Genomic DNA, 17,896 nt, shown 5'->3' on the forward strand with positions numbered 1-17,896 from the left:
CAGAGCAAGTGCTGCATATCTGAGATCAACATGGCGAAGCAAATGACTGAAAATTCACATAGTACAACAAAAGATTATGTGCATTGGTTTCGTCACTCCGCACCTTATATCAATGCACACCGTGATAAAACTTTCGTTTTGATGTTCTCTGGTGAAGCAGTCCAACACGAAAATTTCCAACATATTATCCACGATATTGCCCTATTACATTCTTTGGGCATTCGTTTAATTTTGGTTTACGGCGCACGTCCGCAAATTAATCAAAATTTGCTTGAACGCAATATCGAGACCCCCTTCCATCAAAGCCGTCGCATTACCACACGCGAATCCTTACGCGGTGTCATGAATGCGGTGGGTTCTATTCGTCTCGAAATTGAAGCCCTTCTCTCCATGGGTTTGGCAAATTCACCAATGTATGGTGCTCGCATTGATGTCGTTTCTGGCAATTTTGTCACCGCCAAACCGTATGGGATTCGCGATGGCATTGATTTCCAACTGACAGGTGAAGTCCGTTCAATTGATACCGATGCCATTCAACGTCATTTAGACAATCACAATATTGTTTTGCTTGGACCAACAGGTTATTCAACCACAGGTGAAGTATTTAATTTACTGGCTGAAGACGTCGCCACCAAAACAGCGACAGCCTTAAAAGCAGATAAACTGATCTTCTTAGGCGAAAAACAAGGCTTGATGAATGAACAGCAACAGTTATTACGTGAATTAAGTCCGCGCCAGCTAGAACCCTATATTCAACAAAACCAACAGCAATATCCAGAATTTGCCTTACACCTCAAACAAGCGCAACAAGCCTCTTTATCTGGCGTACATCGCGTACATTTGATTTCATATGCTTATGACGGCGCACTGATTGAAGAACTATTCACTCGCGATGGTATTGGTACCTTGATCACCGATGCCCACTATGAAGAAGTGCGTATTGCCAATATTCACGATGTCGGTGGCTTGATTAATCTTCTGCGTCCGCTGGAACAGGAAGGGATTCTGGTTTATCGCTCTCGCGAACGTCTTGAAAGTGAAATTGAACATTTTGCAGTGATTGAACGTGACGGTATGATTTTAGCCTGTGCAGCACTGTACCCAATTCCGGCGGGAGCAGATGAAATTCGTTCTGCTGAAATTGCTTGCGTCGCAGTGGATTCAAGCTATCGAAAATCCAATCGTGGTAGCCAAATTTTGCAATTCTTGGAAAGCAGAGCCAAACAGCAAGGGATTCAGCGACTGTTTGTTCTGACCACTAGAACCGCTCACTGGTTCCTAGAGCAAGGCTTTAGTCCTGCCAGCGTAGATGATTTACCCAATGCGCGCCAAGCACTGTATAACTATCAACGTAATTCTCTCGTCTTTAAAAAAGCATTGTAGTCATCGCAACGTAGACTGAAGGAGATATTTTTATTTTTGATAAAGATATCTCCGCTTCATCATTATCTCTGCTTAAGTGAGTATGAAGAATAAATTCACCAACCGATAAAATAAAAATAATACAATTAAAACAATACCTTATTTAAATTAAAGCATTCAGCACTTATTCAACCCATAGATAAGATTATGCAATTTTCTATTTTGCACTTTTCAGCATAAGCAAAGCCCGATTACTTATTTTTTATGCAATAAAAAAAGTTTTAGTTTAGTTGCTCATCTTATTTAAATCTTTTGATTTGTCGGGGAGCACAATCAACATGACCATTTCAATCAATCGTTCATGGGCAACATATAGCATCATCGCAGCAAGTCTTGCCAGCCTGATGAGTGTTGCAGGTTGTGCAAAAAAACCAGAGCAGCAAGAGACAACAAAACAAGAAACCACAACATTAAATATCGGCTTTCAAAAGTATGGCATCCTGCCGATTCTCAAAGCAAAAGGTGAATTAGAAAAAAATCTTGCTGCTCAAGGTGTCAATGTTAAATGGGTTGAATTCCCTGCAGGCCCACAACTGTTAGAAGGTTTAAATGTCGGCAGTGTGGTCTTTGGTGAGGCAGGCGAAGCACCACCAATCTTTGCTCAAGCAGCCAATCCAAACTTGGTGTATGTCGCCAACCAACCACCGGCACCAACAGCAGAAGCGTTAATTGTACAAAAAGATTCGCCAATTCAATCGATCCAAGATCTGAAAGGTAAACGCGTTGCGCTGAATAAAGGCTCAAATGTTCATTACCTCTTACTCAAACTATTAGAAGCGAACAATCTCAGCTTAAACGATATTCAACCAGTTTACCTGCCACCATCAGATGCACGTGCAGCATTTGAAAAAGGTGCAGTAGATGCTTGGGTGATTTGGGATCCTTTCTTCGCCGCAGCTGAACACCAAATACATGCCCGTGTGATCGCCACAGGTGAACACTTGGTCAGTAATCATCAATTCTATTTGGCTGACCGCCAATTTGCTGAAAGCCACCCTCAGGTTTTAACGACCTTAGTCACCACACTCAATCAAACCACGGATTGGGTCAAAGCACATCCAGATGATGCAGCCAAATTACTGGAAAAACCAACAGGGCTCGAGTTTGATGTTTTAAAAAGCTCAATTTCGCGCATGGGCTTCGGGGTTCAACCCATCTCTGCCAAAGTCGCAACAGAGCAGCAATATGTCGCTGATGCCTTCTTTGCGCAGAAACTGATTCCGAAGCAGCTTGTGATCCAAGATGCCGTATTAAAGAACGACGTTAAATAATTGAGGATCACCATGAAATTGCTATCTAAAGTTTCTGTTTCGGGATTACTGATTTCTGCATTTTCACTCAGCGGCTGCCAAAAGACCGAATCTCCAAATACTGAAAAAACAGCTTCCAGCACTGAAGATACAGCAGTCAAAACCCTATCCATTGGCTTCCAGAAATCATCGCTAAATTTATTGGTGGCCAGACAACAACAGTTGTTTGAGCAAGCATTCCCGAATGCAAAAATTGAATGGCGTGAGTTCCCAGCTGGTCCGCAAATGTTAGAAGCACTTGCCGTTGGTGCAGTCGATTTTGGTTATGTCGGCAATACCCCACCCATCTTTGCGCAAGCCGCAGCAAAACCGTTGAGCTATGTCGCTTATGAAGTCGTTGCACCAACAGGCCAAGCCATATTGGTGCATGCCGACGACAAGATCAACACGCTGCAAGATTTAAAAGGTAAGCGTGTTGCGGTACAGAAAGGCTCAAGTGCACACGAACTACTCGCCAAAACCCTGCAAAAAGCAGGGCTATCTTGGCAAGACATTCAACCGATCTGGTTACCGCCTGCCGATGCTCGTGCAGCCTTTGATAAAAAGGCTGTAGATGCTTGGGCGATTTGGGAACCCTATCTGGGGACTGCTGAGTTACAGGGCCATACCAAAACCTTGGTCGATGGTTCAGCATTTCCAACCACCTATTCTTTTTATATCGGCAATCCTGACTTCATTCAAAAGCATCCCGATTCAGCACAGAAATTCATTCATAGTGTGAACAGCGCAGATCAATGGATTGTGAAACATCAAGATCAAGCACTACAGATTTATGCACAAAGTACCGGACTCAGTACGCCTGTCGCTCAACAGGTTCTTAACAAACGACCAAAACCTTCACCGGTATATGCGCTCAATCCTGAAGTGATCAAAAGTCAGCAACAAATCGCCGATTTATTTAAACAAGAGCAACTGATTCCTGTGCAGATTGATATTCAGCACAGTGTCTGGTCTGCCCAATAAACATACCTTTCATTTTCATAAGGAACATCGACATGAATATTTTCTGGTTTATCCCCACTCATGGTGACAGTCGTTATTTAGGCACCAGCAAGGGTGCTCGTCAGGTCGATCATGCTTATATGAAACAGATTGCCGTTGCGGTGGATAATCTCGGTTATGCAGGCGTACTGATTCCAACTGGCCGTTCTTGTGAAGACCCATGGATTACCGCAGCCAGTCTGATTGATGCCACCAAACAACTCAAATTTTTAGTCGCGCTGCGTCCTGGGCTGACCACACCAGCACTTGCTGCACGCATGGCAGCCACTTTTGATCGTCTCTCCAATGGCCGTATTCTGCTCAACCTTGTCACAGGTGGTGATGAACAGGAACTCAAAGGTGATGGACTCTATGAGGATCACAGTACCCGTTATCAAACTGCCTCTGAATATGTCAAAATCTGGCGCGAAATTCTCACTCGCTCACATACGGGTGAACCGTTTAGCTTTCACGGCGAACGTCTCAGCGTGGATGATGCCAAACTGCTCTATCCACCCGTACAAAAACCTTATCCACCACTTTGGTTCGGTGGCTCATCGGAAGCTGCAACCGAGCTTGCTGCTGAGCAAGTTGATACCTATTTGACTTGGGGGGAACCTCCTGCTGCCGTAAAAGAAAAGATTGAGCATTTACGTGCCAAAGCCGCAGCCAAAGGCCGTACCCTGAATTATGGCATTCGCTTACACGTGATTGTGCGTGAGACCAATGAACAGGCTTGGGCCGCTGCAGATGAACTGATTCAATACTTAGATGATGCAACGATTGCCGCAGCACAGAAAAAATTTGCACAAATGGATTCAGTGGGCCAGCAACGTATGGCTGCATTACATGGTGGTCGTAAAGATCAACTTGAAGTATCACCGAACCTATGGGCGGGCATCGGCTTAGTCCGTGGTGGCGCGGGAACCGCTCTAGTGGGTGACCCAGAAACCGTTGCTGCACGAATTCAAGAATATGCAGACTTGGGTATTGATACCTTTATTTTCTCAGGTTACCCACATTTGGAAGAGTCAATTCGTTTTGCCGAACTGGTGTTCCCTTTACTGCCACTCAAAACCCGTGAAAAACTGGCGCAACCACATTTAACTGGGCCTTTCGGAGAAATCATTGCCAATAACTATGTCCCTGAGACCAAGGAAGCAAAAACCTTGATCAAGGAGGACGCATGAGTGCAAAACCATTTTTGAATGATGTTTCACGTGGAACACAAAAAATAGGCAAAGGCCTCCTGCCGTGGTTGTTTCCAATTTTACTGATTTTAATTTGGCAAGCAGCTTCTAGTTCAGGTTTGTTGCAAAGTCGGGTCTTGCCTGCCCCAACTGCTGTTGTAAGTGCCTTCTGGCACTTACTGATCAGTGGTGAACTTTGGCAGCATGTCAAAGTGAGTGCTGGTCGTGCCTTACTCGGCTTATTGATTGGTGGTGGTTTAGGGTTGGTTTTGGGGCTATTGAATGGTTCGTCCCGTATCGCATCGACTTTACTGGATACCACCTTACAAATGATCCGTAATATCCCTGCGCTAGCCCTGATTCCACTGGTGATTTTATGGTTTGGGATTGATGAAACTGCCAAGCTATTTTTAGTGGCTGTCGGTGTGTTTTTCCCAATGTACATCAACACTTATCACGGTATCCGCTCGGTTGACCCTCAACTGATCGAAATGGGAAAAAGTTACGGACTCAATCGTTGGCAACTTTATAAAGACATTATTTTACCGGGTGCCATGCCCTCGATTTTAGTTGGACTACGTTTCTCTTTAGGTCTGGTTTGGGTACTGCTCATCGTGGCTGAAACCATTTCTGCACAAGCAGGAATTGGCTATATGACCATGAATGCACGAGAGTTTTTACAAACAGATATCGTCTTGGTCGGGATTTTACTATACGCCCTACTCGGAAAATTAGCAGATGTATTGGCTCAAGTGTTGGAACGTTATCTACTGCGCTGGCATGCAGGTTATCAAAAATAATAAGGACATAACGATGAGTAACTTAAATTTAAACTTCTACGATAACAACCTGATTCAGCCCGTTGCTGAACCAGAAACCGTAAGCTCGCCAGACAATGGCGCTCATATTCTGATTGAGCAGTTATATAAATTTTATGGCGACGTCAAAGTCCTTGAAGACCTTGATCTGAACATTCAAGCGGGTGAGTTTGTTGCCATCGTTGGTCGTAGTGGCTGTGGTAAAAGCACCCTGCTCCGTTTGATTGCCCAACTCGAAAAAGCCAGTTATGGCGAAATCAAGTTCCAATCCGCTCGCAATTTCCGTGAAGGCATCACCAACCACGATATTCGTGTCATGTTCCAAGATCCACGCCTGTTACCATGGAAAAGCATTATACAAAACGTACAATTGGGTTTGCCTAAAAATCAGCATCAACTTGCAGAAGCATTGCTAGAAAAAGTCGGGCTAAAAGACAAGGCCACGCAATGGCCAGCTCAGCTCTCAGGTGGACAACGCCAACGCGCTGCGCTTGCACGAGCGCTTTCCCATACACCCCGTATTTTGCTATTAGATGAACCACTCGGTGCCTTAGATGCACTGACCCGTTTGGAAATGCAGAACCTGATTGAGCGCCTTTGGAAAGAACAAGGTTTTACCGCCATCTTGGTTACACATGATGTCAGCGAAGCGGTGCAACTTGCCGATCGGATTATTCTTTTGGATCAAGGGCATATCGCTCATAATTTTCAGGTCAATCTACCACGACCACGCAAAAAAAGTATTGCATTCGCTCAACTTGAGCAACAAGTCCTCGATGCGGTTTTAGCCACCTAAAGCCGCATTCATTTGCACTTAAATGTGACCAAAATAATAAAAACTTAACGCTCTTTTGCCCTGATCAGAAAAAAATTATTTACAAAATATGTATGCATTTTTTTAGATTTCAATAATTATCAAATACATCGTTTGCATTGGCCTAAAAAGTATATTTTTTTCGATAAAAAATTTTCGCAATTGTGCACAAATCCGACAATTTATCTTACAATGTCAATGACATTTTTTGAATCAAGCTCGCAGATGGAACAGAAGAAAAGTACACAAAAGCGCAATCAACTGCTGAATGCTGCCCTAGATGTTTTTTCCGTCTATGGGTTTAGTGGTGCCAGCCTCGATGAGATTGCGCAACTGGCGAATATGCATAAATCGAATATTTTCTATTACTATGAAAATAAAGAATCTCTTTATGTCGAAGTGCTCACCACTGTGTTGCAAAAGTGGCTTGCACCCTTACAAACCTTAGAGTCTGAGCTTGAGCCAACTGAAGCACTCACTCACTATCTGATTCAAAAAATTGAAAGCTCACGAGATCAGCCTAAAGCCTCACGTTTATTTGCCCTCGAAATTATTCAAGGTGCGCCGCATATTTTACCGATCTTAAAAGGCCCTTTGAAAAAGCTATTTAAGCGTAAAACCAAGGTGATTCAAACTTGGCAAGAACAAGGCAAATTGTCGGCAGAGATTGATCCAGAATTGTTGATTATCAACATTTGGGCGATCACCCAAAATTACGCTGATTTTTCGACGCAAATGGAAATGGTCACAGGCAAAACTTTGCGTAACCGTAGCATGTTTCAACGCACGGTTGAGCATACCGTACATATGATGTTGTACGGCGTATTGCCACGTTAAATTTTCTTCTAAAAGCCTGAATTTTAGCGATTGAAATACAATAAAAAAGCGACTTTGTTAGTCGCTTTTTTCTATTCGATGCATGATGAAAAAGCTGCTCTTGTGCGCTAAACCTTAGAATGGTTTAAAGTATTTCATGTAAGGCGTAGTATGTTAGTTTTATGAGATCTTCAAAAGTATCTATCGGGTAAATTGTTGCTCTAACATTGTTTTCCCCCACTGATTCCCTTCCCATTCCTTTGTCAATTTAAATCCAAATAATTCATAAAGTTTACGAGCTGCTTCAAGACCACTGAATGTCCATAAGTGCACAGCAGAGAATTCTTCTTGATCACAAAAAGCTATCGCTTCTGCTAATAGCCTTTTTCCAATGCCACTACCTCGGCATCCATCATCTAGAATAAACCAACGCAGATGAGCCTGTTTATTTCCTAAATCTTGCCCATCTATAGCTACTGAACCAACAATCTGATCATTCTGAATTACAAGCCAGATGTTATTGCATTCTTCATGTAGTCGTTCCGAAAACTCAGCAAGACCTGTTGCAACTTTACCTTCAAAGAAATGTCCAAACCCATAGTTTCTTGAATAGTAATTGCCATGCATCTCTGCAATACGACCAATCATTCCTGCACGATATCCAGATACTATTTCAATATTTTTATTTACCTCAGTAATCGGATCACTTCGGCAAGCAACTAGCGCGTCTGCATAACATGTGAGCCCTTGAGCTATTTGTTTTTGTTGAGATAGTGCTAAATTTTCTATAGCTTGAATAACCCTCATTTCACCATATTCATTTATTTTTTTTGCCGTACTTCGCCCTTTATTTGTTAATTGAATTGACTTAGACCGGCCATCATTCACCGCTTGAATTTCTTTAATTTCGCCAGCATCAATTAACTTAGCCAGCATTCGACTTACACTAGATTTTTCTAAGCCTAGTATTTGTGCTAATTGGTTAGCAGTCATAGATCCACTATTTTCAATCTCCAATAATGCATGAACCGCTGAAGGTGAATATTCTGTAGCGGCGAGAGTTGCACTCATAAAGCCAAGTTCACGAACCATAATTCGGGAAGATCTACGAATTTCTTCAATCAATTTTTTATTTATCATAGTTACACCCTTAAATATAGTTGCATCATACAACTATATTTAAGGGTGTGAGTCAAATGTTTAAAATAATGTTCACTATACGATTTAAAAATAATATTTTTTAATTTCAAAAATTATTAATCAATTCAAGTTCATCCATGCATACAGCAACATTAAACCTTTGCATTTAAAAATGTGCTTGATACAGCGCCAATAATTTTTGTGCACCCAGCAACAGATTTTCTTCCCAATCCAAATGAGCTGTGTCATTCGCACCATCTGTAATATATTTGACCGAAATCAAACGTACCCCTAGCTTTTGACACACTTTGGCTAAAGCATAGGCCTCCATATCGACAAGGTTACAACTGACTTTAGGAATCCCTGTTTCAAAAGAATCACCTGTGCCGCAGATCCCTTTGGGTAAAAGCTCAAAATGTGGCTGAGTATGGATCTCCGCAGGAATCTCATCATCCATTGGCGTCACACCCACGGCAAAACCTAAAGGCGATACGTCCATATCGCGTTGTACGAAAGTGATGACTTCAACCAAACTATGTGCATCAAAATGAGAACTTCCCGCACTGCCTAAATTGATCAGGGTCTTGCAGCCCGTCTTTTGAATCACCTCAAAGGCTTTAAATGCTGCATTAATTTTGCCGATGCCACTGTAATGAACGTCAATGCCTGCTTGTTCAAACAAGCCTTTGGATTCATTCGGCAAAGCCATAATCAGAGCAACATCAGCATTCATAAAAAGACTCATTCAAATCAAAATAGAGACACAAAAAAGGTGTGCTTTAGCACACCTCGATATTATTGCATCTTCTGCTGTAAGGCGACCAAACAGGGAGAGAAAAATAATTGACCGCTATATGCCCCTGCCAACGTTTTCTTCATCACCAATGCCCATAGGCCAACCAACAACAGACTTAAAACCACAGCCACGTACTGTAAGAAGTCGATATGTAACTGATGCGCTAAGTTGAAGATCGCCAAGATAAATACACCGAATGGGAAAGTCAGTCCCCACCAACCCAAGTTAAATGGAATGCCAGTGCGCATATGACGTAGTGTGGTCAAAATCGCAATCCCAAACCACCATAAACCAAAGCCTAATAGCACCAAACTTGCCACAATACCCAAGGCTGGAAGTAATGTCGCTAAGCCTTCAAAGCCCATCGCCTGCATAATACGTGGTGCTTGCTCACCCAGTAATAATAACGCTAATGCCCCTGTTCCAATCGGCCCTAAACATAACCAGCTAGAAATCGCGACTTCTTTTTCAGGTAACTGGTGTAAAGCTAAACGTAACATCAAAATGGTTAAGATCGCAAAAGCAGGTAGTACAGAAATACCCCACAACACATAGCCTGTGATCAAGATGGTTAATGCATGTTGATCGGCAGCTAAATGCTGTAATAGCAGCCCCGCAGAGCTAGCAGCGACTTCACAGGCCACGATCGGGAGTAACCATACCGCCGTCATCCGTTGTAATTGATGATCTTGGCAACTAAACATACAGAATGGCACCACCCACGCAATCACTACTGCAAGAACAACATCGATATACCAAAGGTAAGTGGCAATCTGAATGGCAATATCGCCATATAAATGGGTACCAAAACTGAGAAAACCATTGGCAATCGTCGCTAAACCCATCGGAATCGCACCGAGGAATAAGCTCATGTTGGGGTGAGTAAAAATCTGCTTGGCTTCAGCCGGAAATAAAATCCAGCGTAAGATATAAAGCACACTAAAAGTGCTAAATAACAAAATATTAAATTGCCATAATTTGGTCGCAAGCATAAATAAGACAGATGAAGCGAAAGGCAGCTGTGCTAAAATCATCGCCACCACACCTGTTCCCATGGTTGCAGTAAACCAGTTCGGGGTAAAATGGCGAATCACATCGGTGCTCTGTTCTAGCTGATAAAACGGCTTTTTCATCTCTTTACTCAATATCAAGCGACTATGCAGCTATTTTAAATCAATCATTAAATAAGAAAAATTGATTTATTTTTATTTAATGAATCAATTTTATTGATATAAAACTTTTAAATCCTGAAATTTTTCTGTGTAAAAACACAACAACAAGACGAAACGCTGAGAATATGGCAATATATAGCCTTTGCAAAAATCACTGTATTTAACGCCCATGAAGTTGCTTCGTCTCAACGCATTATCGCCAGATTTTCAGTTACCTCCGACTGCGGTAACGATCGGCAATTTTGATGGTGTCCATCTCGGCCATCAAGCGATGATTGCTCAACTCAAAACGTTGGCTGAAGCGCAAGGCTTAAAAACATTGGTAATGATTTTTGAGCCACAACCGCTTGAATTTTTTAAAGGTTATGATGCTCCGCCACGCATTAGCTCATTACGTGAAAAAGTAGAATATTTAACTGAGCTGGGTGTTGATTACATTGCGGTCGCGAAGTTCGATCAATATTTCAGAAGCTTAAATGCCACTGAATTTGCAGATTTACTCAAATTAAAACTCAATGCACAAAGTCTCGTTCTTGGCGATGACTTCCATTTTGGTAAAGATCGTCAAGGCAACAGCGAATTTCTACGCAACTATGGCTTTGATGTGACCAATTTAAATACCATCGCCTTGAATGGTGAACGTGTCAGTTCAACCCGTATTCGTCAGGTCCTACAAGCAGGTGATCTGGCTTTAGCTGCAAAATTACTAGGTCGCCCGTATAGCATCACTGGCCGTGTCCAGTATGGCGATCAAATTGGTCGCACCCTTGATTTTCCAACGATTAATGTCCGATTAAACCGTCATAAACCGTGCTTAAACGGGATTTATGCAGTCGATGTGGTGTGTGAAGATGCCTCTCTTACGGCAAAAATAAAACATGCAGATCCTGCTCTTAATGGCATCTCTGGCTATCAAGCCGACAGTTTATTTGGTGCAGGTCATGTGGGGACACGCCCAGCCATCAAACAAGACCAGCCAGAATGGCGATTAGAGGTACATTTCCCTGATGTTTCTGCTAATCTGTATGGCTTATTGATGCGGGTAACCTTTCTTCACTATTTGCATGGTGAACTGAATTACCCTTCGCTTGAAGCCCTCAAAGCTGGAATTGATGATGATGTGCAAAAGTTACGAGACTATCGTAAACGCACACCAGAATTTCCTTTTTAAATTTAAATAGTAGGATTTGTTAATATTTCACAAATCCTAATGTAAAACATGTCAGTTTACCAACTGATCAAACTGGAAGAAAACTTGCATGAGCGATAAGCAAACTCCTGAAAATGCAGTGGATTATAAAGCCACACTCAATTTGCCAGCGACTGAATTTGCCATGAAGGCAAACTTGGCTGTGCGTGAAGCCAAATGGTTAGAAGAGTGGTATGCCGACAACATTTATCAGCAGATTCGTGAAGCGCGTATTGGCAAGAAAAAATATGTACTGCATGACGGCCCTCCATATGCCAATGGTCAAATCCATTTAGGCCATGCAGTCAATAAAGTCTTAAAAGACATCATTATTAAAAGCCGCGTTTTAGATGGCTTCGATGCACCGTATGTACCAGGTTGGGACTGTCACGGTCTGCCAATCGAACTGAAAGTCGAAGAAAAAGTCGGTAAAGTGGGCGTTAAAGTTGATGCCTCTACTTTCCGTAAAGCTTGCCGCGAATATGCTTACACACAAGTCGAACTACAAAAGAAAGACTTTGTGCGTATGGGCGTGTTTGGTGATTGGGATAATCCATACCTCACCATGAACTTCAAGCAAGAAGCGGACATCGTTCGTGCGCTTGGCACCATTGCCAAAGCAGGTCATATCGAACCGGGTTTAAAACCAGTGAACTGGTGTATGGACTGTGGTTCATCACTGGCTGAAGCTGAAGTTGAATACGAAGATAAAAAATCAGATGCGATTGATGTTGGCTTCACGGTTGTTGATCTTAAAGAGCTCAGCGCACGTTTGAATGTTGATGTTCAAGATGCAACAGATATCGTGATCTGGACCACTACACCATGGACCTTGCCTGCCAACCAAGCCGTGGCGCTACACGCTGATATCGACTATCAATTGGTTCAGGTGACCACTGACCGTGGTACGCAAAACTTTATTCTTGCCAAAGACTTGGTTGAATCAGCAATCGAACGTTACAAATTGGAAAATCCAGTTGTACTCGCAGATTTCAAAGGCGCTGCAATTGAGAACCTTCTTTTACAACATCCACTGTTGGCAGATCGTCAAGTCCCTGTCATTTTAGGCGAGCACGTGATTGCAACCAGTGGTACAGGTGCCGTTCATACTGCACCTGGCCATGGTGTAGACGATTATAAAGTCGGTTTGTTGTATCAATTAAAAGTTGAAAACCCTGTCGGTGGTAATGGTGTTTATTTACCAACATCGCCAATTTTTGCAGGTGAACACATCTATAAAGCCAATCCTCAAATCATTGAAGCATTGGGTGCAGTCGGTCGTCTATGGGCTCATCAGCCAATTAAACACAGCTATCCGCACTGCTGGCGCCATAAAACTCCAATTATCTTCCGTGCGACGCCACAATGGTTCATCAGCATGGATGCCAATGGTCTGCGCCAAAATGCCTTGAATGCGATTGAAAATGAGATCGAGTTTGTGCCTGATTGGGGACAAAGCCGTATTCAGTCGATGATTGAAGGTCGTCCAGACTGGTGCATCTCACGTCAACGTACTTGGGGTGTACCAATCCCATTCTTTGTACATAAAGATACCAATGCATTGCACCCACGCACACCTGAATTGATCGAAGAAGTGGCTAAACTGATCGAGCAAGAAGGTATCGATGGTTGGTATAACCGTGAAGCAAGCGAGTTCATCGGTGCTGATGCAGAACAATATAATGCGGTACGCGATACCTTAGACGTTTGGTTTGACTCTGGAACTACACACTACGCTGTGCTGCGTGAACGTGATGATCTACAAGATCCAGCAGACTTATATCTTGAAGGTTCTGACCAACACCGTGGCTGGTTCCAATCGTCATTGTTAACTTCGATCGCAATCAATGAGCGTGCACCATATAAAGGCCTACTCACCCACGGTTTCGTGGTTGATGAGAAAGGCCGTAAGATGTCTAAATCATTAGGCAACATCATTACCCCACAAGACATTATCAAAGATATGGGTGCTGATGGCTTACGTTTCTGGATTGCATCTGCTGACTATCGTTACGAAATGACAGCTGGTAAAGAAATCTTTAGCCGCGCATCAGATGGTTATCGTCGTATTCGTAATACCTTACGTTTCTTGTTGGCAAACTTGAATGGCTTCAAACCATCAACAGATGCGTTACCAGTCGACCAGTTGATTGCATTGGACCAGTACATCTTGCAACGCGCTGCTGAGGTTCAAAAAACCATTCAGCAAGCCTATGAAGAGAAGAACTTCCATATCGTCACTAATGCGCTAACAAGCTTCTGTATTAATGACTTGGGTGGTTTCTACCTCGACATCATCAAAGATCGTCAGTACACCACCAAAGCAGATTCACAGGCACGTCATTCTGCGCAAACTGCGCTGTATCATATCGTGCAAGCTTTTGTTCGCTGGATGTCACCTATCCTCAGCTTTACCGCACAAGAAGCTTGGCCATTGATTCCAGAACAAACTGGAAAATATGTATTTACCGCTGAATGGTATGACATCCCAACTGCATCAACAGCAAATTTACTGTCTGAAGCAGATTGGCAAACATTGATTAGCGTAAAATCAGCAGTAAATAAACAGATTGAAGCAGCACGTAACGCTAAACTCATCGGTAGTAACCTATCTGCTAAAGTTGAACTTTGGGCAGATGAAGCATTACAAACATTGTTAAACCAATTGGCTGATGAATTACGTTTTGTCTTGATTACCTCTCAAGTCATCGTTCACCCTTATGCTGAACAAGGCGAAAGCACAGACCTCGAAGGTCTGCGTGTGCAAGTTTCGGCGGCAGATGGTGAAAAGTGTGTACGTTGCTGGCATGTATTGCCTGATGTAAATACACACGTTGGTCATGCTGGTTTATGCGCTCGTTGTATTATCAATGTCACTGGCAGTGGCGAAGTGAGAAAATATGCATAATTCTGTGCAAACAAGCCCAACAAAAAAAGGCTTATTCCAATTTTACCCGCACAACGTACTCTGGCTTGGACTTTCAGTCCTTGCCATTGTGTTGGATCAATGGACCAAATGGATTGCAAGTTCGCATTTAAACTATGCGGACCCTGTTCCCGTCCTGCCTTTTTTAAATTGGACACTGCTGCATAATTATGGCGCAGCATTCAGCTTTTTGTCTGATGCAGGTGGCTGGCAACGCTACTTCTTTACCTCATTAGCAGGTTTTGTTTCGGTAATTTTTGTTTTCTGGCTGATGCGTATGCCTAAGAAAATGATTGTATTACCGATGGCAATTGCCTTGATTCTTGGTGGAGCAATTGGCAATCTGATTGACCGTGTCAGCTTAGGATATGTGGTCGACTTTATTCATGTTTACTATCAAAACAGCCATTTTCCAGCCTTCAATCTTGCAGATAGCTCAATTACCCTAGGCACGATTTTGCTGCTGATTGATACTTTCTTCTTAGAGAAGAAACGCAACCAAAATGCGGATGCATAAGATGAACGAAATTATCCAACCAAACGAAGAAATCCGTATTCAAGAAGGCTCAAAAGTCGACTTACATTTTTCTGTATCGGTTGAAAATGGTGTTGAAATCGACAATACCCGTGGTCGTGAAGAGCCAGTCAGTCTTGTGATTGGTGATGGTAACTTGTTACCTGGGTTTGAAAAGGCTTTATTTGGTTTACGTGCAGGCGACCGTCGTACTGTACATTTACCACCTGAAGATGCTTTTGGACCTTGGAATGCCGAAAATATCCAAATCTTTGATACGGTTAAATTTGAACAACGCCCAATCGTGGGTCATATGATTGAGTTTGAAGACAAGGCCAAAGCGACACTGTTTGGTGTGGTAAAATCAGTCAATGATGACACCACAGAAATCGATTTTAATCATCCACTGGCAGGCAAAAATATTACTTTTGAAGTGGAAATCTTCAAAGTCACCCCAGCAGGCCAGCAAGGCATCAAATTGATGTAACAAAAAAGCTCTCAAATGAGAGCTTTTTTTATCGCCTAAAAAAAGTATAAGATCATTTAAAGGCATTCATTTTTAAAATCAAAGCAATAACACAGGAATTTAAACATGCTCATTTATATTATTGTTGGTAGTGTTCGGGAAGGTCGTACAGCGATCAAAGTCGCAAATTGGGTACAACAAGCGACAACTGAACTCGCATTAAAAGATATTCAAACCGAAGTTGTTGATCTTAAGGAATGGGACTTACCGCTATTTTCAGGTTCTCATCCACCAGCAACAGGCATCTATGATCAGCCTAAACAACAGCAATGGGCAGATAAAATTGCGCAGGCACAGGCATTTATCTTCATTAGCCCTGAATATAATCATGGCTATAGTCCAGCACTGAAGAATGCCTTGGATTATGTGGGTAAAGAATGGCAAGGCAAACCTGCAGCCTTTATCGGCTATGGTTCTACCAATGGCTCACGTTCAATCAGTCAAATTCGCCAAGTAACCTCAAGCTTAGGTATTGTTGATCCAAATGCTGTGATTGAAATTCGCGACATCTTTAAGCGCAATAAAGACGAGAACTTTGACGCCAATGAGTTTGAAGTGAAAGGCTTAGCAGCGTTGATTGGTAAACTACAGAAGTATCATATCGCTTAGTTGTACGCCTAAGCGTACGTTGATTAGGTCGATTTACGTCTATTCCACTTTCGACTTGGTCGCTAATATATAAAGCATAGAGAGACAGGAAGTCTCATTGAGAATAATAAAACACACAGGACGTGGTCGTTAATAGGATATCAACGACATAAACTGAATATGAAGAAGCCCCGTCAGGATGATGGGGCTTCTTTTTGTTTATTTTTTAATAAGTGATTAAAGACTTTTTTAAATACGTAATCATTTCGGTATGCTCCGCAAGGTTGGAATAGTAAATACGGATACTAACCGCTGCTTAGCGATCAAGCAAAGAAAGTGCTACGATAGCTTTCACCTAGTAAAACTGTTGTACAACGTAAATCCTCCAACATCATTTGCTAGCTCATATACTTGATTGTCGGAAAAACCTTGGTGGTTTACCTCTATATTTTCTCTCTTCAAGCTCAATACATGCAAACATTCCTAGAGCGCTTAATAGTCCAGACACAACTACTGCGTATATACCGAGTCCTAAGCCGATAGAGATACTTAAATCAAATTTATCGTTAACTAGTTGAGGAAAGACTAAAAAAATAAAAGCACTCAAAGCAGCACCAACGAATAAACCCATTTTTCCTGCCTCAGCTCGTTCATGTCTCGTCGCTGAATATGCAACATCCGCATGACATACTCTACATACGGTTTGCTGATGTTCAACAAAAGAACGGCAATGCCCACAGATCCAACCGTCTTTTATAGGATATTCAACTGGTGATTTACCTTCTAGCTCTCGGCGGCTGTTTTCTTCCGATACTTGCTTCCATTCTAATAATAAGCTTACAGCGTAAACTTCCTCATCGTTATCAATAAGTTTTGCGCAGTTTTGGCAAAGCCAGATACCATTTGATATATGAGCCCTTTTGTCTTTCGTTAATAATGAATCAAAACGTGGACCACCTTCTGAAGCTCCAGTAATATGAGCAGCTACACCAATTCTTGTTGCCTTTTCCTCATTGGAGTTTGGTCCAGACGTCAGACATCTACATTCCGGATTAGAACAACGGTTTCCAACTCGTTCCTGTAATATTCTCTTTGATTCTTTATTAAAATCATCTCTACTATTCAAGAGTAAATTTCCTATAGATTAGAATTTTTTCCGAAAAACTCACTAAAGTTATAAAATCTAACTACCATATAACCCCAAATTAGATTAGCTTTTCATTTACATCAATATTAACCATTAGATTTATCTCATACCTATCTTTATGCTTTTAGTTATAAATAGAATAACTTTTCAACACTCATAAAAGTTAGCCAATCAGGCCAATATTTTTAACACATTATGTTTTTTGTTCTTACTTTTCGTCCGCCCAATAAAAAACACCCCCAGCCGTTAGGTTGGGGGTGTTCTAGATTTAAAAGCTGGCGATGACTTACTCTCACATGGCAAGTGCCACACTACCATCAGCGCTAAGAGGTTTCACTTCTGAGTTCGGGAAGGGATCAGGTGGTTCACTCTTGCTATTGTCGCCAGCAAACTGTTGTGGTGCTTTCGGGTCTTAATCACGATGTATTCATCGTATGCCTTACTTACGGTCCAAAGAGTTATTAACGGATTAGATAATTGGTCTGTATTGTAACTAGTTTATTCACTAAATCAAGTTATGTATTGAATTTATCTTGAATACAACAAC

Annotated in this window: 16 protein-coding genes and 1 rRNA gene; 12 read left to right on the forward strand and 5 right to left on the reverse strand. The window is 42.1% G+C overall.

Annotated features, from left to right (window positions below; all coding sequences use genetic code 11):
• Window positions 1-30: 30 nt before the first annotated feature.
• The 7 genes from argA to F902_RS03105 all read left to right on the forward strand — a co-directional run bounded on the left by argA (window position 31) and on the right by F902_RS03105 (window position 7,372).
• On the forward strand, window positions 31-1,383 hold the full coding sequence (argA, locus tag F902_RS03075; protein ID WP_004801753.1) for an amino-acid N-acetyltransferase: 1,353 nt from the start codon (window positions 31-33) through the stop codon (window positions 1,381-1,383).
• A 317-nt stretch (window positions 1,384-1,700) separates the two neighbouring features.
• Window positions 1,701-2,693, forward strand: a complete 993-nt coding sequence (locus tag F902_RS03080; protein ID WP_005200938.1) for a sulfonate ABC transporter substrate-binding protein — start codon at window positions 1,701-1,703, stop codon at window positions 2,691-2,693.
• Window positions 2,694-2,705: 12 nt separating this feature from the next.
• Window positions 2,706-3,695 (forward strand): aliphatic sulfonate ABC transporter substrate-binding protein, encoded by a 990-nt coding sequence (locus F902_RS03085; protein ID WP_005200939.1) that lies wholly within the window; start codon window positions 2,706-2,708, stop codon window positions 3,693-3,695.
• A gap of 32 nt (window positions 3,696-3,727) precedes the next feature.
• On the forward strand, window positions 3,728-4,903 hold the full coding sequence (gene ssuD / locus F902_RS03090; RefSeq protein WP_005200940.1) for an FMNH2-dependent alkanesulfonate monooxygenase: 1,176 nt from the start codon (window positions 3,728-3,730) through the stop codon (window positions 4,901-4,903).
• Entirely contained in the window at window positions 4,900-5,703 is an 804-nt protein-coding gene (gene ssuC / locus F902_RS03095) for an aliphatic sulfonate ABC transporter permease SsuC (RefSeq protein WP_005186375.1), read from the forward strand. Before ssuD ends, ssuC begins: the two co-directional genes overlap by 4 nt.
• Window positions 5,704-5,716: 13 nt before the next feature.
• Complete coding sequence (locus tag F902_RS03100) at window positions 5,717-6,517, forward strand: ATP-binding cassette domain-containing protein (protein WP_005200941.1); 801 nt, start codon at window positions 5,717-5,719, stop codon at window positions 6,515-6,517.
• Between the two features lie 243 nt (window positions 6,518-6,760).
• Entirely contained in the window at window positions 6,761-7,372 is a 612-nt protein-coding gene (locus F902_RS03105; RefSeq protein WP_005200942.1) for a TetR/AcrR family transcriptional regulator, read from the forward strand.
• A 180-nt stretch (window positions 7,373-7,552) separates the two neighbouring features.
• On the opposite strand, the gene F902_RS03110 is transcribed toward F902_RS03105, so the two are convergent.
• From F902_RS03110 to F902_RS03120, 3 genes are all read right to left on the reverse strand, one after another.
• Window positions 7,553-8,491 carry a bifunctional helix-turn-helix transcriptional regulator/GNAT family N-acetyltransferase gene (locus F902_RS03110; protein WP_005200946.1) on the reverse strand — a complete coding sequence of 313 codons (939 nt, stop codon included), beginning with the start codon at window positions 8,489-8,491 and terminating at the stop codon, window positions 7,553-7,555.
• A 166-nt stretch (window positions 8,492-8,657) separates the two neighbouring features.
• Window positions 8,658-9,224 (reverse strand): phosphorylase family protein, encoded by a 567-nt coding sequence (locus F902_RS03115; RefSeq protein WP_005200949.1) that lies wholly within the window; start codon window positions 9,222-9,224, stop codon window positions 8,658-8,660.
• A 62-nt stretch (window positions 9,225-9,286) separates the two neighbouring features.
• Window positions 9,287-10,420: a TDT family transporter gene (locus F902_RS03120; protein WP_005200950.1), complete on the reverse strand. Its 1,134-nt coding sequence runs from the start codon at window positions 10,418-10,420 to the stop codon at window positions 9,287-9,289.
• 208 nt (window positions 10,421-10,628) lie between these two features.
• Between F902_RS03120 and ribF the strand changes: the two genes are divergently transcribed.
• The 5 genes from ribF (at window position 10,629) to F902_RS03145 (ending at window position 16,223) form a co-directional block, all read left to right on the forward strand.
• On the forward strand, window positions 10,629-11,630 hold the full coding sequence (ribF, locus tag F902_RS03125; RefSeq protein ID WP_005200952.1) for a riboflavin biosynthesis protein RibF: 1,002 nt from the start codon (window positions 10,629-10,631) through the stop codon (window positions 11,628-11,630).
• An 88-nt stretch (window positions 11,631-11,718) separates the two neighbouring features.
• On the forward strand, window positions 11,719-14,556 hold the full coding sequence (gene ileS / locus F902_RS03130) for an isoleucine--tRNA ligase (RefSeq protein WP_005200953.1): 2,838 nt from the start codon (window positions 11,719-11,721) through the stop codon (window positions 14,554-14,556).
• Window positions 14,549-15,091 carry a signal peptidase II gene (lspA, locus tag F902_RS03135; protein WP_005186355.1) on the forward strand — a complete coding sequence of 181 codons (543 nt, stop codon included), beginning with the start codon at window positions 14,549-14,551 and terminating at the stop codon, window positions 15,089-15,091. Before ileS ends, lspA begins: the two co-directional genes overlap by 8 nt.
• Window position 15,092: 1 nt before the next feature.
• Window positions 15,093-15,575, forward strand: a complete 483-nt coding sequence (locus F902_RS03140; RefSeq protein WP_005154218.1) for an FKBP-type peptidyl-prolyl cis-trans isomerase — start codon at window positions 15,093-15,095, stop codon at window positions 15,573-15,575.
• A gap of 105 nt (window positions 15,576-15,680) precedes the next feature.
• Window positions 15,681-16,223 (forward strand): NADPH-dependent FMN reductase, encoded by a 543-nt coding sequence (locus F902_RS03145; RefSeq protein WP_005200955.1) that lies wholly within the window; start codon window positions 15,681-15,683, stop codon window positions 16,221-16,223.
• Between the two features lie 382 nt (window positions 16,224-16,605).
• Here F902_RS03145 and F902_RS03150 read toward each other — a convergent pair whose 3' ends face one another.
• Both F902_RS03150 and rrf read right to left on the reverse strand, forming a co-directional pair.
• Window positions 16,606-17,328 (reverse strand): hypothetical protein, encoded by a 723-nt coding sequence (locus F902_RS03150; RefSeq protein ID WP_005200956.1) that lies wholly within the window; start codon window positions 17,326-17,328, stop codon window positions 16,606-16,608.
• Window positions 17,329-17,622: 294 nt separating this feature from the next.
• Window positions 17,623-17,737, reverse strand: a 5S ribosomal RNA gene (rrf, locus tag F902_RS03155).
• Window positions 17,738-17,896 lie beyond the last annotated feature (159 nt).

The organism is Acinetobacter higginsii, from assembly GCF_000369525.1.
GTDB lineage: Bacteria > Pseudomonadota > Gammaproteobacteria > Pseudomonadales > Moraxellaceae > Acinetobacter > Acinetobacter higginsii.